Source organism: Ideonella lacteola (genome assembly GCF_038066555.1).
Classification (GTDB): Bacteria; Pseudomonadota; Gammaproteobacteria; order Burkholderiales; family Burkholderiaceae_C; genus Ideonella; species Ideonella lacteola.
In genome coordinates this window covers 18,297-41,079 of record NZ_JBBUTG010000005.1, presented here as the reverse complement: position 1 = coordinate 41,079, position 22,783 = coordinate 18,297, and the positions used below count along the sequence as shown (strand labels likewise).

General features: G+C 67.6%; 18 protein-coding genes. 10 read left to right on the top strand and 8 right to left on the bottom strand.

Annotated elements, in window-relative coordinates; genetic code table 11:
• Window positions 1-43: 43 nt before the first annotated feature.
• From AACH06_RS10255 to AACH06_RS10245, 3 genes are all read left to right on the top strand, one after another.
• The gene (locus AACH06_RS10255) at window positions 44-775 is read left to right on the top strand and encodes a winged helix-turn-helix domain-containing protein (protein ID WP_341425930.1); all 732 of its coding nucleotides are present in this window, start codon (window positions 44-46) and stop codon (window positions 773-775) included.
• Window positions 772-2,274: a sensor histidine kinase gene (locus AACH06_RS10250; RefSeq protein ID WP_341425574.1), complete on the top strand. Its 1,503-nt coding sequence runs from the start codon at window positions 772-774 to the stop codon at window positions 2,272-2,274. The genes AACH06_RS10255 and AACH06_RS10250 overlap by 4 nt, the downstream gene beginning before the upstream one ends.
• A 106-nt stretch (window positions 2,275-2,380) precedes the next feature.
• Complete coding sequence (locus AACH06_RS10245) at window positions 2,381-3,517, top strand: lactonase family protein (protein WP_341425573.1); 1,137 nt, start codon at window positions 2,381-2,383, stop codon at window positions 3,515-3,517.
• A gap of 179 nt (window positions 3,518-3,696) precedes the next feature.
• On the opposite strand, the gene AACH06_RS10240 is transcribed toward AACH06_RS10245, so the two are convergent.
• The 6 genes from AACH06_RS10240 to dapC form a co-directional block, all read right to left on the bottom strand.
• Window positions 3,697-4,314, bottom strand: a complete 618-nt coding sequence (locus AACH06_RS10240) for a hypothetical protein (RefSeq protein ID WP_341425572.1) — start codon at window positions 4,312-4,314, stop codon at window positions 3,697-3,699.
• Between the two features lie 163 nt (window positions 4,315-4,477).
• Complete coding sequence (gene prmB, locus AACH06_RS10235) at window positions 4,478-5,350, bottom strand: 50S ribosomal protein L3 N(5)-glutamine methyltransferase (RefSeq protein WP_341425571.1); 873 nt, start codon at window positions 5,348-5,350, stop codon at window positions 4,478-4,480.
• A gap of 8 nt (window positions 5,351-5,358) precedes the next feature.
• Window positions 5,359-6,504 (bottom strand): succinyl-diaminopimelate desuccinylase, encoded by a 1,146-nt coding sequence (gene dapE, locus AACH06_RS10230; RefSeq protein ID WP_341425570.1) that lies wholly within the window; start codon window positions 6,502-6,504, stop codon window positions 5,359-5,361.
• A gap of 227 nt (window positions 6,505-6,731) precedes the next feature.
• The gene (locus AACH06_RS10225; protein WP_341425929.1) at window positions 6,732-7,907 is read right to left on the bottom strand and encodes a PilT/PilU family type 4a pilus ATPase; all 1,176 of its coding nucleotides are present in this window, start codon (window positions 7,905-7,907) and stop codon (window positions 6,732-6,734) included.
• A 74-nt stretch (window positions 7,908-7,981) separates the two neighbouring features.
• Window positions 7,982-8,806, bottom strand: coding sequence for a 2,3,4,5-tetrahydropyridine-2,6-dicarboxylate N-succinyltransferase (gene dapD, locus AACH06_RS10220; RefSeq protein WP_341425569.1), 825 nt, complete (start codon window positions 8,804-8,806; stop codon window positions 7,982-7,984).
• A gap of 13 nt (window positions 8,807-8,819) precedes the next feature.
• Window positions 8,820-10,022: a succinyldiaminopimelate transaminase gene (gene dapC, locus AACH06_RS10215; protein WP_341425568.1), complete on the bottom strand. Its 1,203-nt coding sequence runs from the start codon at window positions 10,020-10,022 to the stop codon at window positions 8,820-8,822.
• Window positions 10,023-10,195: 173 nt separating this feature from the next.
• On the opposite strand from dapC, the gene AACH06_RS10210 reads away from it, so the two are divergent.
• Complete coding sequence (locus AACH06_RS10210; RefSeq protein ID WP_341425567.1) at window positions 10,196-11,182, top strand: ABC transporter substrate-binding protein; 987 nt, start codon at window positions 10,196-10,198, stop codon at window positions 11,180-11,182.
• Window positions 11,179-13,539, top strand: coding sequence for an ATP-binding protein (locus tag AACH06_RS10205; RefSeq protein WP_341425566.1), 2,361 nt, complete (start codon window positions 11,179-11,181; stop codon window positions 13,537-13,539). The genes AACH06_RS10210 and AACH06_RS10205 overlap by 4 nt, the downstream gene beginning before the upstream one ends.
• A gap of 3 nt (window positions 13,540-13,542) precedes the next feature.
• Here the strand turns inward: AACH06_RS10205 and AACH06_RS10200 are convergent, their stop codons facing one another.
• Window positions 13,543-13,971, bottom strand: a complete 429-nt coding sequence (locus AACH06_RS10200; RefSeq protein WP_341425565.1) for an SET domain-containing protein — start codon at window positions 13,969-13,971, stop codon at window positions 13,543-13,545.
• A gap of 30 nt (window positions 13,972-14,001) precedes the next feature.
• Window positions 14,002-14,433 carry a preQ(1) synthase gene (gene queF / locus AACH06_RS10195; protein ID WP_341425564.1) on the bottom strand — a complete coding sequence of 144 codons (432 nt, stop codon included), beginning with the start codon at window positions 14,431-14,433 and terminating at the stop codon, window positions 14,002-14,004.
• 246 nt (window positions 14,434-14,679) lie between these two features.
• Here queF and smc point away from each other — a divergent pair, with 246 nt between their 5' ends.
• From smc to AACH06_RS10170, 5 genes are all read left to right on the top strand, one after another.
• Window positions 14,680-18,195, top strand: a complete 3,516-nt coding sequence (gene smc, locus AACH06_RS10190) for a chromosome segregation protein SMC (RefSeq protein ID WP_341425563.1) — start codon at window positions 14,680-14,682, stop codon at window positions 18,193-18,195.
• 61 nt (window positions 18,196-18,256) lie between these two features.
• Complete coding sequence (locus tag AACH06_RS10185) at window positions 18,257-19,300, top strand: cell division protein ZipA C-terminal FtsZ-binding domain-containing protein (protein WP_341425562.1); 1,044 nt, start codon at window positions 18,257-18,259, stop codon at window positions 19,298-19,300.
• A 67-nt stretch (window positions 19,301-19,367) separates the two neighbouring features.
• Window positions 19,368-20,693, top strand: coding sequence for a polyamine export protein PaeA (gene paeA, locus AACH06_RS10180; protein ID WP_341425561.1), 1,326 nt, complete (start codon window positions 19,368-19,370; stop codon window positions 20,691-20,693).
• Complete coding sequence (locus tag AACH06_RS10175; RefSeq protein WP_341425560.1) at window positions 20,680-21,858, top strand: GGDEF domain-containing protein; 1,179 nt, start codon at window positions 20,680-20,682, stop codon at window positions 21,856-21,858. Before paeA ends, AACH06_RS10175 begins: the two co-directional genes overlap by 14 nt.
• Before the next feature lie 2 nt (window positions 21,859-21,860).
• Window positions 21,861-22,754, top strand: a complete 894-nt coding sequence (locus tag AACH06_RS10170) for an amidohydrolase family protein (RefSeq protein WP_423222007.1) — start codon at window positions 21,861-21,863, stop codon at window positions 22,752-22,754.
• The last annotated feature ends 29 nt before the right edge of the window (window positions 22,755-22,783 follow it).

Here is a 22,783-nt window from a genome sequence, read left to right as displayed (position 1 = left end):
ATCGCTGAAGCACCATCGGCACGCCGTCTCACCCGACATGCCCATGCCTGCCGCCCGCCGCGTCCTGATCGTCGAAGATGACCCGCACATCGCCGAGTTGATCGGCCTGCATCTGGGCGACGAGGGGTTCCAGGTCGTGCTGGCCGCGGACGGCTCGCTGGGTGCGTCGCTGCTCGAGCGCGAGCATTGGGACGCCCTGGTGCTTGACCTCATGCTGCCCGGCGTGGACGGCCTGGAGATTTGCAAGCGCGCCCGGGCGATGGTGCGCTACACGCCGATCATCGTGACGAGTGCGCGCTCCAGCGAAGTCCATCGCATCCTGGGGCTGGAACTGGGGGCGGACGACTACCTCGCCAAACCCTTTTCGGTGCTCGAGTTGGTGGCCCGGGTGCGGGCCCTGATCCGTCGCTCAGACGCCATGGCGCGCCACGCACGGCTCGATGCCGGCACCGTGGCCATCGCCGATCTGCAGATTGACCCCATGGCGCGCGAGGTGTGGCTGGGCGATGCCCCCATCGACCTCACGCCCCGCGAGTTCGACCTGCTGTACTTCTTTGCGCGCCACCCGGGCCAGGTTTTTTCCCGCCTCGAACTGCTCAACCAGGTCTGGGGCTACAAGCACGATGGCTACGAACACACCGTCAACACCCACATCAATCGCCTGCGATTGAAGATCGAGAGCGATCCCGCGCAGCCCAGCCGCATCCTCACCGTCTGGGGGCGGGGCTACAAGTTGGCCCCGGCAGCGGCGGCGTCAGCCGGGGTGCCGGCATGAGGGCCGGGTCGCTGTCGCATCGCCTGTCGGCGGTGCTGGCGGCGCTGTTGCTCACCTGCTGTTCCGTCGGCATTGCATTGCAGGTGCGCAGCGCATGGCGCCATGAGCGCGATGTGGCGCAGCGTTTGTCTCTGGGCCTGGCTCAGAACATCGCCGATCACTTCACGCTGATGTCGCCGGATGGCAGCGTCAACGCCACGGCGGTCGAAGCGCTGTTTCACCGGCTGATGGAGGTCAACCCGAGCGTCGAGGTTTATCTGCTGGGCCTGGATGGTCGCGTGCTGGCCGAGGCCGCACCGCCCGGGCACCTGAAGCGGGGCCGCGTCGACTTGGGGCCGGTGCAGCGCCTGGTGGCCGGCGAGCCGCCGCCGATTCTGGGTGACGACCCACGCGACGAGGCGGGCCAGAAGGTGTTCAGCGCCGCGCCGGTTCGTTTGAATGGGCGCGAGGCCGGCTACGTCTATGTGGTGCTGCTGGGCGAGGCCTACGATGCCTTGTCCCGCGATGCCGCCCTGGATGCCGCGCTGCAGGCCACCGGGGCCACGATGGCGCTGGCCGCGTTGCTGTGCTTGCTGGTCGGGTTGGCCGCCTTTGCCTGGATCACGCGGCCACTGCGGCGCTTGACCGAGCAGGTCAACCAGTTCGACCCGGACGACTCGACCGTGCTCGATGAGGCGCTGGCGATGGGGCCCGCAGACGCGCACCCTCCCGCCCACGACGAGATCGCCAGTCTGGATCGGGCCTTTGCCCGCCTGAGGCGGCGCATCGCAGAGCAATGGCGCGAGCTGAATGCGCAAGACCAGCAACGGCGTGAGCTCGTGGCGAACATCTCGCATGACCTGCGCACGCCCTTGACCTCTTTGCACGGCTACCTCGAAACACTGCGCGTCAAATCCGAGGCGCTGAGCCAGGCCGATCGATTGCGCTACCTCGACGTGGCGCTAAGCCAAAGTGAGAAGGTGGGGCGGCTGGCGCAGGAGCTGTTTGAGCTGGCGCGGCTGGAACACGGGGTGGTCAAGCCGCACCGTGAGCGCTTCTCGCTGGCGGATCTCGTCCAGGATGTGTTCCAGAAATTCGAGCTGGCCGCCGAGGCGCGGCGCCAGCATCTGGTGGCCGACATCGCGCCCGAGTTGCCGGTGGTTCACGCCGATCTCGGCCTCATTGAACGGGTGCTCGCCAACCTGCTGGACAACGCGATCCGGCACACGCCGCCGGGTGGTTCGATCTGTGTCCGCCTGCGGAGCGCCGGCCGGCGCGGGGTGGAGGTGCAGGTGCGCGACAGCGGCCCCGGCATTCCGCAGGCCATGCAGCCTGCGTTGTTCACGCGCCCCTTGCTGTCCGCGCGCGGGCGGGAAGGCTCGGGTGGACTGGGCCTGGTGATCGTGCGGCGCATCTTGCAGCTGCACGGCAGCGACATCCGCTTGATGCCCGCCGTGGGCGAGGGCGCGGTGTTCCGCTTTTGCTTGAGTGACCTTCACGAATCGTTGAACTCTGCGTGAGGACATCGGGACCGGTGGCGCCCAACACTGGGCTCACCGGCGGACGTGGCCATGACAGCCCGGTCCGCACGGCACCACCGTTTCATGAACATCCAGGAGAACACGCATGAGCATCAATCGCCGTCACACCCTCGCTACGCTGGCCTTGGCCGGGTTGACCGCCCTGGCTGCACCCGCTGCCTGGGCCGCCGGGCCCATCACCGCAGAGGGGCTGCGCTCGGACAAGGTTTTCACCAGCAGCAACGACACCCAGGGCAATTCACTGCTGGTCTACGGCCGCACCGCGGAAGGCGGCCTGGCGCTGGCCGCCCAGGCCGCGACGGGTGGCAAGGGCACGGGTGCGGGCCTGGGCTCTCAAGGGGCCGTGACGCTGAGCCGGGATGGACGTTTCGTGTTCGTCGTGAACGCGGGCGACCACACGGTGTCGACTTTCAAGCTGGCCGGCGCCGGGCTGCAGCTGATGTCGACAGTGCCCTCGGGCGGCACGCAACCGATCAGCGTGACCGAGTACGACGGACTGGTGTTCGTGCTGAACGGCGGCGGTGACGGCAACGTGGCCGGCTTCCGCAACGACTACGGTGTGTTGAAGCCGGTGCCGGGAAGCCAACGTGGCTTGTCCGTCGCAGGCACGGCCGGCCCGGCACAGGTCGGCTTCAATGCCGACGGTGACGCGCTCGTCGTGACGGAGAAGGCCACGAACACCTTGACCAGCTATCGGGTCAATCCGGACGGCAGCCTGCGTGCGCCGCAATTCACCGCGTCGGCCGGCCAAACGCCATTCGGCTTCGCCTTCAATGCGCGCAACCGCCTGGTGGTGACCGAGGCGGTGGGCGGCGCCCCCGGTGCCAGCACCGTGAGCTCGTACCGCTTCAACGAGAAAGCACCGGCCATGCCCAAGCTGGTGAGCGCCGCGGTGGCCGACTTTCAGGGGGCCGCCTGCTGGGTGGCGTTCACACCAATGGGGCAGCATGCGTATGTGACCAACACGGCCAGCAGCAACGTGAGCAGCTACCGCGTCGCGCCCGATGGCACGCTCACCTTGATGCAGGCCGTGGCCGGCGAGACCGGCGCGGGCTCGGCGCCCATCGACGTGGCGGCTGCGTGGGACGGCAAGCACCTTTACGTCCTCAATGCCAAGACGTTGACCATCTCGTCGTTCAAGGTCCGGTACGACGGCTCGTTGGCGGCGATGCCCATGGTCTCGGGCCTGCCGGCCGCGGCGGTCGGCCTGGCTGCCAACTGAACGTCGACAGACACCTCACGCGATATCCACGCCGGGTCGCATCGGCGTGAGCGGCCACGCGCCCCTCCACGCTCCCGCGACGGAAGGGCGTGGCCGTGTCCAAGGGCTCGGACGGGACCGCGTGGTGCCATCGCGCGGTGCCATCGCACGGTCCCGTCCTACCCTGCCGGCATCGTCGATCAGTTGATCTTCAGCAGGGGCCCGGAAAGGGCGTCGAAGTTGCTGGTGTTGAGCACCTGCACCCCGGCGTTGTGTTCGCCGTTGAAGGGTGTGACGGCGCCCGGGCAGCCCGCGGCCAGCGCATCAGCGGGCGAGTTGAACCAGATGCCCAGGTGGTACATCTGGATCGGGGCGGTGGCTGGGTTCGAGGCGGCGGCGCCAGGCTGAGTCTGAGGAGCGGCGACGCTGCCCGGCGCGACCATGAAGGTCTCGATGTTGAAGCGGCCCAGGACCTTCACGCTGCCATGGCCGTACTGATCGGTTTCGATGTCAGATTGGTACCAGGCCATGCCGAAAGGGGCGTTGGGCTGCTGCAGCACGAACAGATCAAAGCCGGTGTTGGGTGGCAGGCCATCCACGTCGACCGTCATGGTCTCGACCTCGCCCGTCGAGACGATCTTCACCTTGGCGCTGGCGTAGGGCACGCAGGATGGCGATGTGTTGAGAGCCGGCGAGCGGACCATCCGGAACGAGGTCTTGTCGGCGGCGTAAGAGGGTGCGCCGGAGGCCAGGAAACCGACCAGTGCGGCGGCAGCCACGAAGGGCAGCTTGAACTGGCGTTGCGAGAGACGGGACATGGGGATGCTCCTTGAAGTGAGGTGGGATTCGCGACCCTGCGTTGACAGGAATCACGTCGTCACGAAGCGTGACGCTCCCACCTACGGAGCTGTTCGGCGTTTGGACGCAGCCACGCCGAAAATTCTTTTCTGCGGCGGCGATCCGTCGGCGCTCAGTCGGCGATCAGCCGGTGATCAACGCCTCACGCGTGAGCAGCAGCACCTGATCGTCGCCCGCGCTGGTCGGCAGCCAGACGGTTTCGAGGCTGGGGAACGCGGCTTCGAAGTGCGCTCGCTCGTGGCCGATTTCCAGCACCAGCACCGCGGCTGGACTCATGCAGGCGGGGGCTTCGCGCAGCAAGGTGCGGATGAAGTCCATCCCATCGGCGCCGCCGGCCAGGGCCATCTCGGGCTCGGCGCGGTATTCGGCCGGGAGCTCGGCCATCGATTGTGCGTTGACGTAGGGCGGGTTGCAGAGGATGAGGTCGAACGGCGGCTGCCCCGCGAGTGCGGCCAGGCCGTCGCCCTGGAAGAGCTGAATACGGTCCTGCAGTTCGTGGCGGCGCACGTTCGTGCGAGCGACCGCCAACGCATCGGTGGAAAGGTCGGCCGCGGCCACGTTCACCTCGGGCCAGGCCATCGCCGCCAGCACCGCGAGGCTGCCGTTGCCGGTGCACAGGTCGAGCACGCGGCGCGTCTCTGCACCCAGCCAGGGGTCGATGGTGGCGTCGGCGATGCACTCGGCGATCAACGAGCGCGGCACGATGACGCGCTCGTCCACCGTGAACGGCACCCCTTGGAGCCAGGCCTCGCCCGTCAGGTAGGCCGCCGGTTTGCGCGTGGTGATGCGCCGCTCCACCAGCGCAGTGGCACGAGCGGCTGCGCTGTCGCTGACGGCTTGGTCGGCCACCGCATCCAGCATGTCCAGCGGGTGCCCCAGTGACCACAGCACCAGCCAGGCGGCCTCGTCAAAGGCGTTGGTGGTGCCATGGCCGAAGGAGACGCCGGCCTGCTCCAGGCGGGTGCTCATCTGCTCGATGAGTTCAATGACGGTCATGAGAGGTTTCAGGCCAGCAACGCTTCGAGCGTGCGGCGGTAGATGTTCTTCAGGGGTTCGATGGCATCCACGGCGACGTGTTCGTCCACCTTGTGGATGGTGGCGTTCACCGGGCCGAACTCGACGACCTGCTCACACAGCTTCGCAATGAAGCGCCCATCCGAGGTGCCCCCTGTGGTGGAAAGCTCGGCGCTCTCGCCTGTCTCTGCGGCGATCGCGGCGCGTAGGGCGTTGACCAGGCTGCCCACCGGGGTCAAGAACGGCTCGCCGCCCAGCGTCCAGGCGATGGACCAATCGAGCAAATGGTGGTCCAGGATCTCGGCCACCCGGGCCTTCAGGCCTTCGGGTGTGGAGGCGGTGGAGAAGCGGAAGTTGAAGTCGACCACCAGCTCGCCCGGGATCACGTTGGTGGCGCCGGTGCCACCGTGGATGTTCGAGATCTGCCAAGTGGTGGGCGGGAAGTACTCGTTGCCCGCGTCCCATTCGATGGAGGCCAGCTCGGCCAGCGCCGGCGCCGCCAGGTGGATCGGGTTCTTTGCCAGCTGGGGGTAAGCCACATGGCCCTGCACACCCCGCACGGTGAGCTTGCCCGACAGCGAGCCGCGCCGGCCGTTCTTGATCATGTCGCCCAGCTTTTCCACCGAGGTGGGTTCACCGACGATGCAGCAGTCGAGCGGCTCGCCGCGCGCTTTCAAGGCGTTGACCACCTTGACCGTGCCATCCACCGAGGGCCCTTCCTCGTCGCTGGTCAGCAAGAAGGCGACACGGCCGGCGTGGCCCGGATGGGCTTTCGCAAACTCTTCGGCCGCCACGACCATCGCCGCGACGGAAGTCTTCATGTCGGCGGCGCCGCGGCCGTACAGCTTGCCATCGCGGTAGCTCGGCACGAAAGGATCGCTGCTCCAACTGGCCAGCGGGCCGGTCGGCACCACATCGGTGTGGCCAGCGAAGACGATCGTCGGGCCGGGGCGGCTGCCGCTGCGCACCGCCCACAGGTTGGCGACACGGAAGTCGTCCGGCCCGAAGGGCAGGTGGTCGCAGGTGAACCCGACCGCGCCCAGGCGCTCGGCGATCAGTGCCTGGCAGCCTTTGTCGTCAGGGGTGACGCTGGGGCGTGCCAGCAGGTCTTCGAGTAGCCGGAGTACGGTCGTCATTCGATTGCTGTGTGCATACTCGGCTGGCGAACCAACCGCTGCCTGTTCGCCGCCGGTATTGAGCAAGTGGCGTGCGCGGATCCGGCTTTGCCGGGCCGCTGCGCGAGCCCCCTTGGGGCATTGCTCGGACACAAACAGTCCTGAGGACTGATTGTGCCTAGCAATGGGCCGAGCCTCTGGCTCGGCGCGGCCTGCAAGGCAGCCCCGGGAGGGGCGTGGGGGCCCAATTAGCGGGTTCTCGCGCTGATCAGCGGCTTCGGCTTCGGGTCTTCGGGCACCACGTCGAGGGTGATCTCGGTGAACGAGGGGCTTTCGGGCTCGGGCTTGGTGACCGGCACGCGCGAGACCGGCTCGGTCTCGTTTTGCAGACGCCACAACAGGTTGGTGGGCGAATCGGCGTGGACCAGGGCCTCTTCGCGGGTGACCAGGCCTTCAGTGATCAGCCGGGCCAGGTCTTGCTCGAACGTCTGCGAGCCTTCAGCCAGCGAGCGCTCCATGGCTTCGCGCACACCGCCGAAATCGCCTTTCTCGATGAGCTCGGAGACGAGCTTCGAGTTCAGCAGCACTTCCACGGCGGGGATGCGGGCGCCCGCAGACGCGCGCAGCAGGCGCTGCGAGACGATGGCCTTCATGGCGGCGCCCAAGTCGGCCAGCAGCGCCGGGCGCGATTCGGGCGTGTAGAACGACAGGATACGGCCGAGCGCGTGGTGGCTGTTGTTGGCGTGCAGGGTGGCCAGCACCAGGTGGCCTGACAGGGCATACGAGATCGTCTGCGACATCGTCTCGCGGTCGCGGATCTCGCCGATCATGATGCAGTCCGGTGCCTGGCGCAGCGCATTCTTCAGGCCGATGTGCAGCGAATTGGTGTCGCGGCCGACCTCGCGCTGATTGACCACCGAGCGCTTGTTGGTGAACAGGTACTCGATCGGATCCTCGATCGTGAGGATGTGGCCCGACATGTGCTGGTTGCGCCACTCCATCATCGACGCCATCGTCGTGCTCTTGCCGGTGCCGGTGGCGCCCACCATCAGGATGAGGCCGCGCTTTTCGAGCGCGAGCGAGGCGAGGATCGGGGGCAAGTGCAGCGAATCGATCGCCGGGATGCGCACGGGAATGCAGCGCACCACCGCCGCGATCGTGGCCCGCTGCTTGAAGGCCGAGAGCCGGAAGCTGCCGACCTTGGGGATGCCGAGACCGACGTTCAGCTCGCCTTCTTGCTCCAGCTCTTCCAACTGCAGCGGCGTGAGGATTTCGGTCAGCAGCTGGCGCGGCGCGGCGGGCGGCAGCACGTGCTCAGTCACGGGCACCAACTGGCCGTTCACCTTCAGCAAGATGGGCGCGTTGGCCGAGAGGTACAAGTCCGAGGCGTTCTTGTCGGCCATCAGGCGCAACACGTTTTCCATCGTGATCACGGCATGTCTCCCGGCGGGTGAAAGTTTCAGCGCTTGGCGCGAGGTGTGGTGTGTGCGGGAGGGTATCAGCCGCGCAGCAGTTCGTTGATACTGGTCTTTGCCCGGGTCTGTGCATCCACCCGCTTGACGATCACGGCGCAGTACAGGCTGTACTTGCCGTCCGGCGAGGGAAGGTTGCCACTCACGACCACGGAGCCCGCCGGTACCCGGCCGTAGATCACCTCGCCCGTGGCACGGTCGTAGATTTTCGTGCTCTGGCCGATGTATACGCCCATCGAGATCACCGAATTTTCTTCAACGATCACGCCTTCGACCACTTCGGAGCGCGCACCGATGAAGCAGTTATCTTCGATGATGGTCGGGTTGGCTTGCAATGGCTCGAGCACGCCGCCGATGCCCACGCCGCCAGAAAGATGCACGTTCTTGCCGATCTGCGCGCAAGAACCGACGGTGGCCCAGGTGTCGACCATCGTGCCTTCGTCGACATAGGCGCCGATGTTCACGTAAGAGGGCATCAGCACCGCGCCCTTGGCGATGTAGCTGCCACGGCGCGCCACGGCCGGCGGCACCACCCGCACGCCGCAGGCGGCCAGCGCCGCGTCGTCCATGTGCGAGAACTTGGTGTCGACCTTGTCGAAGAAGGTCAGATCACCCGATTGCATGCGGCGGTTGTCGTTCAGGCGGAACGACAGCAGCACCGCCTTCTTGACCCACTGGTTCACCGTCCACTGGCCCACACCTTGGCGCTCGGCCACGCGCAGGCGCCCGGCGTTCAAGTCGGCGATGACCTGGTCGACCGCTTCGCGGATGGCAGGCGAGGCCGATGCGGGGCTGAGCTGGGTGCGTTCTTCCCAGGCTTGGTCGATGAGGGTTTGCAGGGCGTGGGTCATGTGGGGGTGGGGATCAGAGGGATCGCGTGTAGGCAACGATTCGTTCGGCGGCTTCCAGGCATTCGGGGCCTTCGGCCACGAGCGCCATGCGGATGCGGCCGGCGCCGGGGTTGTGGCCATGGGCCTCGCGCGCCAACAGACTGCCGGGGAGAACCGCCACATTGTATTGAGCGAGCAGGCCCAGGCTGAACGCAATGTCGTCGCCACCATGGGCATGCACTGGCACGCCGGCCCACAGGTAGAAGCCTGCATCTGGCAGCTGAACATCCAGCACGTTGGCGAGCAATGGCGTCACTTGTGCGAACTTGGCGCGGTACTGCGCGCGGTTGTCTTCCACATGCGCTTCGTCGTTCCAGGCGGCGATGCTCGCGGCCTGCACCACCTTGCTCATCGCACTGCCGTGGTAGGTGCGGTACAGCAGGAAACCCTTCAGGACGTCAGCGTCGCCGGCCACGAAGCCCGAGCGCATGCCGGGCACGTTGCTGCGTTTGGACAGGCTGGACAGCACCACCAGGTTGCGGAAGTCCTGGCGGCCGAGCGCGCGGGCGGCGGCGAGCGCGCCGAGCGGCGGCTCGTCGCGAAAGTAGATCTCCGAGTAGCACTCGTCGCTGGCAATGACGAAGCCAAAGCGGTCGGACAACTCGAACAGCGTCTTCCACTCGGACAAGGGCATCACCGCACCGGTGGGGTTGCCGGGCGAACAGGCGAACACCAGCTGGGTGCGGGCCCAGGTGGCCTCGTCGATCTGGCTCCAATCGCAAGCGAAGTTGCGCGCCGGGTCGCTGTTGGCGAACGCGGGCTGTGCGCCGGCCAGAATCGCCGCCCCTTCGTAGATCTGATAGAACGGGTTTGGACACACCACCGTGGCGCCAGGGCGGCTCGCGTCGATCACCGCCTGGGCCAGCGAAAACAGGGCCTCGCGTGAGCCGTTCACCGGCAGCACCTGCGTGGCCGCGTTCAGCGCCACGCCGTAACGGCGCTCCACCCAGGCCGTGATGGCTTCGCGCAGTGCAGGCTCGCCAGCGGTGGCCGGGTAGCTCGACAACCCGCCCAGGTTGGCGCAAAGCGCCTCTTCAACCAGTGCCGGGGCCGGGTGGCGAGGCTCGCCGATGCCCAGGCTGATCGGGCGGTACGCCGGGTTGGGGGTGATGTCGCGCGTCAGCGAGCGCAGGCGCTCGAAGGGATAGGCATGCAGCCTGCCAAGCAGGGGGTTCATGCGAATGATTATCAGCGAGGCCCCGGGTGCACCCCGAGGTAGTCACGCGTGACTTGACGCGCCACAATGGCCGTCATCACTGATCATCTGAACAGCCGATGGGCAGATGCGGTACCGGTCCAGACGCTGGCGGCGTTGGGGCAGATCTGGTCGAGCAGGCCGGTGGCGCTGCCATGCTGCGCCGGCGTCAGTGCCTGAGGGGCCTGGTCGGCCTGGGTGGGCTGGCCGCGGCATTCAGCCTGCCTGGTTGCTCTGACCGGCCCGCGCCCGAAACCGAATTGGCGCCCTTGCGGCTGGCGATGGACCTGTGGGCCGGCTACTACCCCGCGGTGCTGGCCGACGACCTCGGCTACCTCGCTGAGTCACAGGTGAAGCTGGCAATCAGCTTCCCCGCCAACACAGATCGCATGATGGCCGAGTTCGCCGCGGGCCAGGTGGACGTGATCGCTGTGGCGCTCGGCGACCTCATCAATGCGACCCATGGCCGCACGCCGGTACAAGTGTTTCTCGTCAGTGACGAGTCTGCCGGCGGCGACGCGCTGCTGTTGAGGCGTGGTGTCGAGATCAAGGGGGGCGGAAAGCTGTCGCTGGCCACCAACCTGGGCGGCTTCGGCGAGCTTTTCGCGCGCGAGTTCCTGCGCCGGCAGGGCATCGACGCAGCGCGCATCGCGTGGATCAACGCCGATGCGGCCGAAGTGCCGCGGCTACTGGCGGCAGGCGAGATCGACCTGGGTCACACCTGGGAGCCCTACGCCAGCGAAGCCGAGGCGGGCGGGGCCACCAAGCTCTTCACCAGCGCCGAGACGCCGGGCCTCATCCCCGATGTGCTGGCCGCGAGCCGCGCCACCGTGGAGCGCCGGGCTCCCGAGTTGCGCCGATTCGTGGCGGCCTGGTTGCGCGCCGTGGATTGGTGGCTCGACAACCCGGAAGAGGGGCACCGGCGCATCGCCGCGCGGGTGCGTACCGACGCGGCCAAGGTGTCGCTCAAAGGCGTGCGGTTGATGCGCCGCGATGACAACCGGCGCCTGCTGGGGGCTGACGGCCCGCCGCAGACGCTGGGGCCGATCGTGGCGCGCTACAGCGCCTTCTTCCTGGACAAAGGCATGCTGGCGCGCCCCGTGGAGCCGGCTGATCTCTTGCGGGGAGACTTGCTGCCGTGAAGACCCGCTTGTTGGTGGCGGGGGTGCTGGTGGGGGTCACGCTGTTGCCGCTCGGGTTGGTGAGTGGTTGGCAATACCTCACCGAGTCGCGCCGCACGGCCGACGAGCGCAACGCCGAACTGCATTCGCTGTCGCAGGAGGCCGCGCGCGACCTGGGCGCGCGTGCAGACCGCATCCTCGACAACCTGCGGGCCGACGTGGCGATGCCAGGCCTGCCCGAGCTGCTGGACAAGCCGGCCTCGGTCGACCCCCTCTGGGCCAACAGGGTACTGACGCTGGTGGCCCTGCGCGAGCCGCTGCATGCCACGTCGGTGGGCCTGCTGGATGTGAACGGGCGCAATCTGGCCGACACCCAGGCGCAGCGCATCGGGCGTCCGGAGGCGGACGAGGTCTATGTGAAAGAGGTGCTGGCCCGGCGCTACCCGCAACTGCTGGGCCCGTTGACCCCTTCTTGGGACGATCACCCCGCGCTGTTCGCGGCCGCGCCGGTCAAGCGAGATGGCACGGTGCTGGGCTTGTTGCGCCTGCGCCTCGAAGCGGGTCTGCTCGGGCAGGTGCTGGCCGACAGCCTGAGTGCCCACGGCGATGTCCACGGCATTGTTTTCGACGCGCAGGGGCAGTTGTTCGCCGGCACCGATTCGCGCCTGGCGGGTGAGCGGCACCTGCCGTCGGGCTTTCATGTGGAGAACACGCCCGGCCCGCAAGAGCCCCAGTGGGCGGGCCGCATCTGGCACGGCCATGTGGCACCGGTGCCCGGCACGCGCTGGCAGGTCATGGTATATGAGCCCAAGCGCCAGTTCGACGCGCCGCTGCAGAAGCTGAGGGGCGAATGGATCGGCTTCATCACACTGCTGGCGCTGCTTGGCATGGGCGCGGTGTGGCTGATCGCCGCCATCCTGTCTCGGCCCTTGGCTCGGCTGAGTGAAGTGGCCGAGGGCATTGCGGCAGGCGACCTGAGCCGCCGCGTCTCTGTGCGGGGCACCGAAGAGTTTCGCCGCCTCGGGCAGGCGTTCAATGCGATGAACGAACGGTTGGGGCAGACGGTTCAGTCGCTTTCTGACGAGTTGGCGCAGCGAAGGGCGGCCGAGGCGGCGCTGCGTGACAGCGAGGCGCGTCTGCAGCATGCCAACTCAGACCTTGAGCGGCAGGTGCGTGAACGCACCGCCGACCTGGCCACCGCCAAGGAGGCCGCCGAGGCGGCCAGCCGCGCCAAGAGCGCCTTTCTGGCCAACATGAGCCACGAGATCCGCACGCCGATGAACGCGGTGATCGGGTTGACCCAGTTGTTGCACGACGACAGCCAGGAGCCTGTACAGCGCGAGCGCCTCAAGCGCGTTTTCGATGCCGCACAGCACTTGATGGGCCTGATCAATGACGTGCTGGATCTTTCGCGCATCGAGGCCGGCAAGCTGTCGCTGGAGACGGTGGCCTTCGATTTGCAGGCGCTGGTGGATCGCATGCTGGGCATGGTCGAGTCCGCCGCTCGGGACAAGGGCCTGCAGCTGCATCGCTCGATGGAAGCCGGCCTGCCGCTGCGGCTGCTGGGTGATGAGCGTCGCTTGGGCCAGGTGCTGCTCAATTTTCTCGGCAATGCGGTCAAGTTCACCCAGCGCGGCGAGGTAGGACTGGCGGTTTCGCAGGTGCGAGAAGACGGGCCCGATCGCGTCTGGTTGCGCTTCGAGGTGTGGGACAGCGGTATCGGCTTGACGGCAGAGCAACAGGTGCGGGTGTTCGATGCCTTCGAGCAGGCCGATGTGTCAACCACCCGCCGCTTTGGCGGCACCGGCTTGGGCCTGACCATCAGCCGCGAGCTGTGCCAGCTGATGGGCGGCCAGATTGGCGTGGCCAGCCAGCCCGGGCAGGGCAGCCGCTTCTGGATCCTGCTGCCGTTGCAGCGCCTGATGCCAAGCGGCGAGGCCTCGCCGGCACCGGGCGCCGTGCCGGCGCCGGCGGTGGCCGGGCTGCCTCGATGGCATCTGCCCGGAAAGGTGCTGGTGGTGGAAGACAACGCCGTCAACCAGGAGGTGATCCAGGCCCTGCTGGCGCGCCATGGCCTGCAGGCCGATCTCGCCGGCGATGGCGCCATCGCGGTGGCCCTGGCGCAGCAGCAGGCTTATCCGCTGGTGTTGATGGACATGCACATGCCGCTGATGGATGGGCTGGAGGCCACGCGGCGCATCCGCCGGCTGCCACTGCACCAGCGCACGCCGATCATCGCGATGACAGCGAATGTCTACGAGGATGACCGACAACGCTGCCTGGATGCCGGCATGGACGCCCACCTGGCCAAGCCGATCGACCCCCAGGCGCTGGAACGCCTGCTGCGCCAGTGGCTGGGCGACCCGGCGGTGGCCTGAAGGTCAGAGCGAGCCGGCGCAGCCGGGTGCACCGCACCGGCAGGTGAGCTGGCCGGCATGGTGGGTTTCGCCGTAGCTGACGGTGATCTCTTCGCCCGGCGCGATGTCGCGCAGCGCGTAAAACTCGATGCGGCCGTCGGTGATGCGCAATTGCCCGTTGGGCTGGCAGCTGTGGTTGGTGAAGCGCATCGGGTCGGTTGATCGGGCCAGGTCGATGGCCGTCTTCGGTGACACCTCCACGATCATGATGCGCTGCAGCATGGCCGCGCGTCGCCGGGCTTCCGACACGCTGATCGACTCGCCCCGCACCTCGCCGATCTTCTGCCACTTGGGCACCGGCTCAAGCGCGAACACGCCAAACCCGTCGATCGGGCTGCGGCGCACCGCGACCTCGTACTTCTGGTAGGACGGGTGTCCTGCAAGTGCGCCCATGTCGATGGCGGTGGTGATCGGGTGGGCCGGTCAGCCCAGCAGGCCGCGCTCGGTCGAGTGGGCCGGCAGTGTCACCGGCGCATCGGGCTTCCAGCCCTTCTTGCGGTGTTCGGCCACCACATTGGTGTAGATGCCGCCGCGCACGTACCACTTGGCCGTGATGCGGGCGTAGCGCGGCTTGGTCACCTCGACGATCTTGGTGAGGATGTCGTTCGTCACCTTCTCGTGGAACGCGCCTTCGTCGCGGAAGCTCCACATGTACATCTTCAGGCTCTTCAGCTCGACGCAGAGCTTGTCGCACACCATGTCGATGGTGAAGTGCGCGAAATCAGGCTGGCCCGTCAGCGGGCAATGGCAGGTGAACTCGGGGATCTGGAACTGGATGACGTAGTCACGTTCCGGCGCCGGGTTCGGGAACACATGCAGCTCTTTGGACGGCGCACTCGGCGGGTTGGGCGGCATCGGGCGCTGCTTCGGTTCGGCAGCGGCGGTCGGCTTGGTTCGGGTGCTGGTTGGGGTGCGGGTGCGGGCCATGGCGGCGCCGGCCGCCGAGCGCGGCGACCGGACGGTAGGTTCGGGAAGGGCGCGATGGTATCATCCTGGCCACTTTTGCGGCCTGGTTCCGGCCAAAATACCCAAGCAAATCAAAGACTTAGTGCGAAGGTTGTGCGCCTGGGAGGCGCCCTTTGCGGCGGGTCCTTTTCCTTCATGCGGCTCAACCAGATCAAGCTGTCCGGCTTCAAGTCATTCGCCGAGCCCACCACTTTCCAGCTGCCCGGTCAGCGGGTCGGCGTGGTCGGCCCCAATGGTTGCGGCAAGTCCAACATCATGGACGCGGTGCGCTGGGTGCTGGGCGAATCGAAGGCCAGCGAGCTGCGTGGCGAGTCCATGCAGGACGTGATCTTCAACGGCTCGGGCAACCGCAAGCCGGCCAGCCGGGCGAGCGTCGAGCTGGTCTTCAGCAATGAAGATGGTCGCGCGGGCGGCAGCTGGAACCAGTACAGCGAGATCGCGGTGAAGCGGGTGCTGACGCGAGACGGCACCTCCAGCTACTTCATCAACAACCAGCCGGTGCGCCGCCGCGATGTGCAGGACGTGTTCCTGGGCACCGGCCTGGGGCCGCGCGCCTACGCCATCATCGGCCAGGGCACGATCAGCCGCATCATCGAGTCGAAGCCTGAAGAGTTGCGACTCTTCCTCGAAGAGGCGGCCGGGGTCTCCAAGTACAAAGAGCGCCGACGGGAAACCGAGAACCGCCTGAAGGACACCCGCGAGAACCTCACCCGCGTCGAAGACATCCTGCGCGAGCTGAACGCCAACCTGGAGAAGCTCGAACGCCAGGCCGAGGTGGCGGCGCAGTACCGTGGCCTGCAGGAGCAGGGCACGCTCAAGCTGCACCAGCTGTGGTTCCTGAAGCACCGCGACGCTGCGGCCGAGGAGGAGCGGGTCAAGCTCGCTTCGCTCGAAGCCACCAATGCGCTGGAAGCCCGCTTGGCTGAGCTGCGTCATGTGGAGGCTGAGCTGGAGACCATCCGGCAGGCCCATTACGCCGCGTCCGATGCGCTGCACGCCCGCCAGGGTGACCTGGCGCAGGCCCAGCTGGAAGTCAGCCGGCTGGAAGAGCGCATCCGCTATGTGGTCGAAGGCCGCCAGCGCGCCGAGGCTCGCCTGGCCGATTTGCAGGCGCAGAACGCGCAGTGGGCCGCACGCAAGAGCGACGCCGAGGCCGAGCTGGAGACGATTGCCGAGCAGATCGCGGCTGCCGAAGAGCAGGCCGAGATCCTCGCGGCGCAGGCCGAAGAGCAGGCCATGCTGGCGCCGAATCATGAAGATGCGGTCCGTGCGGCGCAGGCCAAGGCGAACGACCAGCGCACCCAGGTGGCCCAGGTCCAGCAGCAGATCCAGGTGCTGGCTGCCGAGAGCCGCAACATCGACGAGCAGAACCGCGCCTTGCGCACCCGGCGCGAGCGACTGGCCACCGAGCGCCAGGGCCTGGCCGCGCCCGACATGGACCGCCTGGCCCAGTTGCGTGAAGACAGCGAGTCCGCTAGCGCAGCGCGCGATGAGGCCGATGCGCGGCTTCAAGAGCTGAGCGAAGAGGTGCCGCTGCTCGACGAGCAGCGTCGCCAACAGCAGGACACGGTCAACCGCGAATCGGCAAAGCAGGCCGACCTCACTGCCCGCCTCGAAGCCCTGCGTGCCCTGCAGGAGAAGGTGCAAACCGAGGGCAAGCTCAAGCCCTGGCTGGCCAAGCACGGGCTTGATGGCTTGCAGGCGCTGTGGACACAGCTGCACATCGAGGCCGGCTGGGAGGTGGCGCTCGAATCGGCGCTGCGCGAGCGCCTGAACGCGCTCTCGGTCGGCCGGCTGGACATCGTTCGTGCCTTTGCCGCCGACGCGCCGCCCGCCAAGCTGGCCTTCTATTCGCTGCCGCAGGCGGCGATTGCCAACACCCACCAGACGCTGTCGCGCCTGTCTGATCTGCTGCGCCTGTCCGATGCCGGCATGAAGGCGCTGATGAACGACTGGCTGGAAGGCGTCTACACCGCCGCCAGCCTCGACGAAGCCCTGGCCCAGCGCAGCCAGCTGACCCATGGCGAGGTCATCATGACCCGCGATGGCCATGCGGTGTCGCAGTTCGCCGTCTCGTTCTACGCCCCTGACTCCGAGCAGGCCGGCATGCTGGCGCGGGCGCAGGAGATCGAAAACCTGGAGCGCCAGACGCGCGCCCAGGCGCTCATCGCCGATGAAGCCCGCACGCTGCTCGTGCGACACGAAGCCGCCTACACCGAAGCGTCGCAGCGCTTGGTGGTGGCGCGGCGCGAGGCCGGCGAAACCCAGACCCGGGCGCACCAGCTGCAAGTGCAGTTGCTGCAACTGAGCCAGCAAGCCGATGCCGCGTCGACGCGGCGCCAGCAACTGGAAGACGAGCTGGCCGAAATCGATGGCCAGATGGACGAGCTCTCCGAGCGCCGCGCCACGGGCGAAGCGCGCTTTGAAGAGCTGGACATGCAGCTGGCCAACACGCAAGAGCGCCACGCCGAGCTGGAAGAGGCCGTGATCCAGGCCGAGCGCAAGCTGAACGATGCGCGCGAGCAACTGCGGTCGCTCGAGCGCCAGGCGCAGGAGGCCCAGTTCCAGGCGCGGGCGCTGAGCGCCCGCCGCGGCGAGCTGCAGCGGGCCATCGAGACAGCCGCCAGCCAGGTGCTGGCGAACGCGCAGGCCGGCGAGCAGTTGCAGCTGGAGCTGGGCAGCTTCAACGACGCGGCGGCCCAGGCCGGGTTGCAGGACGCGCTGGCGATCAAGCTCGAAAAAGAACAGGCGCTGGCCGCCACCCGCAGCGAATACGACGATCTGTCGGCCAAGCTGCGCGCGGCCGATGAGCAGCGCCTGCAGTTCGAGCGCAGCCTCGATCCGCTGCGCGAGCGCATCACCAAGCTGCAGCTGGAAACCCAGGCTGCGCAGTTGGGCGGCGCGCAGTACATGGAGCAACTGACGGCGGCCGAGGTGAACCTCGAAGCGCTGGCCCAGACCATCGCCGATGGCCAAGTGAAGCTGTGGGGCCTGCAGGGCGAGATCGACCGCATCAACCGCGAGATCGCCGGCCTTGGCGCGGTGAACCTGGCGGCGCTGGACGAACTGACGGCGGCGAGAGAGCGCAAAACCTTCCTGGATGCGCAAAACGCCGACCTGAACGACGCCATTCAGACGCTGGAAGACGCGATCCACAAGATCGACCTGGAAACGCGCGACCTGCTGATGACCACGTTCAACCAGGTCAACGAAGGCTTCGGCCGCATGTTCCCCAGCCTCTTCGGCGGCGGTCAGGCCCGGCTGATCATGACCGGCGACGAGGTGCTCGACGCCGGCGTGCAGGTGATGGCCCAGCCGCCTGGCAAGAAAAACTCGACCATCCACCTGCTGTCGGGTGGCGAGAAGGCGCTCACCGCCATCGCGCTGGTTTTCGCGATCTTCCTGCTGAATCCGGCGCCGTTCTGCCTGCTCGACGAGGTGGACGCGCCGCTGGACGATGCCAACACCGAGCGCTACGCCAAGCTGGTCAGCGAGATGTCCAAGGGCACCCAGTTCCTGTTCATCTCGCACAACAAGATCGCGATGGAAATGGCCGAGCAGCTGATCGGCGTGACGATGCAGGAGCAGGGTGTCTCGCGCATCGTGGCGGTCGACATGGAATCTGCCATCGGCATGGTCGAGGCTGCCTGATGATGGCGCTCGGCGCGGATGCAGTCGAGCCCGTGACGGGCATGGAACACGAGGGATTCGAATGACCTTGACGGTGGCGTTGGCCATGGTGGCCGGCCTGGTGTTGCTGGCGGTGGTGGTGCATGGCGCCTGGACGGCACGGCGCGGGACACCGCGTCTGCCGCAACAGGCCACGGGCAGCGACCACGCGCCACGCATGGAACCCACGCTGACGCCGCAGGCCGATCCGGCGCTGATGGAGTCGGCCGATGCACGCGCCTTGCCCACCGTCTCGCTGCGCCGGCAGGCCAAGGTCGACGCGTTGATCGATGCCATTGCGACGATCACGCCCGAGTCGCCGGTGACCGGTGAGTTGGCGCTGCAGCATTTCCCCGGCAGCCGCCGGGCGGGCACCAAGCCGTTCCATGTCGAGGGCTTGAATGCCGAGACCAGCGAATGGGAGATGCCGCGCTCAGGCCAGCGCTACGGCGAGTTCCAGGCAGGGCTGCAGATGGCCAATCGGCATGGGCCGGTGAACGAAATCGAGTACTCCGAGTTCGTCCAGAAGGTGGGGGCGTTTGCCGAGGCGCTGAGCGCGGCCACCGATTTCCCGGACATGCTGGACGCGGTGGCGAGGGCCCGAGAGCTGGATACTTTCGCGAGCCAGCACGACGCGCAATTGACGGCCATCCTGCGGGCCAACACCATCGCCTGGTCTGTCGGCTATGTGCAGCAGGCCGCCGGCCGCCATGGCTTCGTGCCGGGCTCGGTGCCGGGGCGCCTGGTGCTGCCGGCGCAGGAAGACGGCGCGCCCGCCATCCTGACGCTGGTCTTCGATGCCCAGGTGGCGCTGGCCGACGACCCCGGCCATGCCGCGCTGCGCGAGCTGTCGCTGAGCCTGGATGTGCCACAGACGCTGGAGTCGGCTGAGCCCTTCGCCGCCTGGCAGCATTGCGCCCGCCGCCTGGCCGATGACCTGGATGCGACGCTGGTCGACGACCAGGGCAACCCGATCACCCTGCACGCCTTCGCCGCCATCGGCCTCGAACTCGACCGCCTCTACCGCGCGCTCGAATCGCGCGACCTCTCGGCCGGCAGCCCGGCGGCGCGGCGCCTGTTCAGCTGACAGAGTTTGCGCAAGCCGCCTGTGCGCGGCCCGGTGAAAACGTCGTCGAAGGCCGTATGCTGCCGGCATGGGCACCGACTTGCTTCTCATCGCGCTGCTGATCGCGGGCGCCGCGTTCTTCTCGGTGGCTGAGATCTCGATGGCGGCGGCGCGCCGATTGCGCCTGCGCCGGCTCGCCGACGATGGCGATCACCGGGCGCTGCGGGTGATCACCGTGCAAGAGTCTCCCGGCCACTACTTCACGGTGGTGCAGATCGGTCTCAACATGGTCGCCATCCTGGGTGGCATCGTGGGTGAAGGTGTGCTCACGCCGCATTTCGCCGCCCTGCTGAGGCTGGTCACCGAGCCGGATCGGGCGCAGACGATCGGCTTCGCGCTGTCGTTCCTGTCGATCACTTCGCTGTTCATCGTGCTGGCTGACCTGGTGCCGCGGCGGTTGGGCATGAACGACCCCGAGCGCCTGGCCATGCGCACCGTGGGGCCGATGAGCTTGCTGACCACGCTGCTCAAGCCCCTGGTGTGGGTGTTCAACGGATTGTCCGATGGCCTCTCGCGCGTATTGGGGTTGCCCATGCAGCGGGACGACCGGGTCACCCACCACGACATCCTGGCGTTGACGGCGGCCGGCGCGCTGACCGGTGCCGTGGCGAGCGAAGAGCAACAGGTCATCGAGAACGTGTTCGAGCTGGATACGCGTACGGTGGAAACCGCGATGACCACCCGCGAGCGCATCGTCTACCTCTCGATGGACGACGACGATGCCTTGTTGCGCAACCGGGTGGCCGAGACGCCTCACTCCACCTATCTCGTGTGCGGCGAGGGCATCGACGAGGTGCTCGGCTACATCGACGCGACGGATCTCTTTCAGCGGGTGCTGCTGAACCAACCCATGAGCCTCAAGGCCTGTTCGGACGCGGGCCTGGTCAAGAAGGTGCTGATCGTGCCCGACCGGCTGACCCTGGCCGAGATGCTGTCTCAGTTCCGCAGCGCCCACGAAGACTTTGCCGTCATCGTCAACGAGTACAGCCTGGTGGTGGGCGTCATCACCTTGAACGACGTGATGAGCACGGTGATGGGCGCGATGGTCGCGCCACACGATGAAGAGCAGATCATCCGGCGAGACGATGGCAGCTTCCTGGCCGACGGCAGCACGCCCGTGCCCGATCTGCAGCGCGCGCTGGGCATCGACGACTGGCCGCAGCCCGGCCAATACGACACCCTGGCCGGCTTCTTGATGGTGATGCTGCGGCGAATCCCCAAGCGCACCGACCACGTGGCCTGGGAGGGCTGGCGATTCGAGGTGATGGATGTCGACCGGTACCGGGTGGATCAGGTGATGATCACGCGACAGCCCACGGGTGCCGGGGCGCCTGCTGCCCATGAATCGTCCTGAGCCGCCGCCAGCGCCTCGCGAAGCTGCGGCCCCGTCGGACGACGAGGGCGCCCCTGCCAGCCGGCTGTCCGACTGGGTGTTCACCAAGGATCCCCGGCAGCGTCTGCGCCTGGGCCAGACGGCGTTGGCCAACGTCATCATGGTCGGCTGCGTGCTGCTGTTGCATGCCGGCGCTGATGCGCAGGGCCCTTTGCATCATTGGATCTGGCCATGGACGGCCCTCGCGCTCGGCGGCATGGTGGCGGTGTTCGCCGTGGTGCGCAGCGGTATCAGCCTGCGTTGGCGCGACCCGTCGATCGCGATGTTCCAGATGCTGTTCGCCACCGCTTGCGGCGCCATGGCCTATGTGCTCGCCGGGCCGGTGCGAAGCGCGGCGTTGCCGATCATGGCGGTGGTGTTGATGTTCGGCATGTTCGGGCTGACGGTGAGGCAACTCATCGTGGCGGCCGCACTCACGCTCTTGTGGTTCGGTGCGGCTGGCCTGTATTGGGTGGTGCACAGCGGCGGCGACCCCCAGGTGATCACGGTGGAAAAGATCAACTTCGGCATGTTGCTGCTGATGCTGTCGGGCGTGTGCATCCTCACCGCGCGCCTGGCACGCTTGCGTGAGCGCGCCCGGCGTCACAAGGCCGAGCTGGAAGCCGCGTTGGAGCAGAACCGGCTGCTCGCCACCCAGGACGCACTGACCGGCTGCCTGAATCGCCGCGCGATGATGGGCCGACTGGCCCAGGCCCTGTCGATGAGTGCCCGGTTCGGCACGCCTTGCAGCGTGATCATGATCGACCTCGACCACTTCAAGCGCATCAACGACGTGCACGGCCACGCCGCTGGCGACGAGGTCTTGCGCGCTGTGGCCGAGCTCGCCCGCGGCAGCCTGCGCGAGGTGGATGCGTTGTCGCGCTGGGGAGGCGAAGAGTTTCTGGTGCTGCTGCCCTCCACCGCGGCCGCCGAGGCCGTGGCCTGCGCCGAACGGCTGCAGGCCCGGGTCAGCGGCATGCGGCTGACCCAACTGCCGAACGATCTGAGCCTGAGCTTTTCGGCGGGGGTGGCCGCGTTCAAAGGCGCCGACGAGCCCTTGCCGGCGCTGATTGATCGCGCAGATCGGGCGATGTATCGGGCCAAGCAGGCTGGCCGGGCCCAGGTGGTGTGCGCGCAGCAGGAGTGAGCATGAGAACGTCGACCGCATGGGAGCTGATGTGTGGCCTGCTGCTGTGTGCCGCCGCTGGCGCGTGGGCCCAGGCGCCGGCGGCAGAGCCCCCGCCTTATGCCGGCCCGTTGTTCGATGCGCACCTGCATTACAACGTCGAAGCCGCCGAGGGGCCCTATCCGGTGGCCGATGTGCTCCAGCGCATGAAGCGCGCCGGCGTAAGCGCGATCGTCGCCAACAGCCGGCCGAACGACGGCACCAAGGCGCTCGCGGCCAGCCCGCTGGCCAGGGAGGCCGGCGTCACGGTCATCCCCTTCATTCGCCTCTACCGGAACCGCGACGACTACACCAACTGGTTCCGCGACCGCACCATCGAAGCGATGGTGGAGGCCGAGCTGAAGGCGGGCACAGCCGCGGGCCCCTATCGCGGGCTGGGCGAGTTCCACCTGTACGACAGCGGCAACGCGGATGGCCCGGTGGCCCGCAGCCTGATGCAACTGGCCCAGCAGAGGCAGCTCGTGGTGCTGGCCCACGTGGACGATGTGGCCATCGAGAAGCTGCTGGCGCATGCGCCATCGGCCCGCATCATCTGGGCCCATACCGGCATCGGCGGTGTGCCGGTGGCCCGGGTGCGCGCCCTGCTGGCGGCTCACCCCAGCTTGATGGGCGAATTGTCATACCGCCCCGGGCTCACCGATGCCCAGGGCCGCCTCACGGTGGAATGGCGCGCGCTGCTGACCGACCAGCCCGATCGCTTCGTGATCGGCTCGGACACCTGGGTCAACGAACGGTGGGCCGCCTACGAGGGCCTGATGGCAGATGCCCGTCGCTGGCTGGGCGGGCTGGACCCCTCCACGGCCCAGCGCATCGGTTGGGGCAATGCGGCGGCCTTGTTCGGCGTGGCTGCGCCGTGAGTGAGGGCGCCCGGTCTACGTAAACTGCG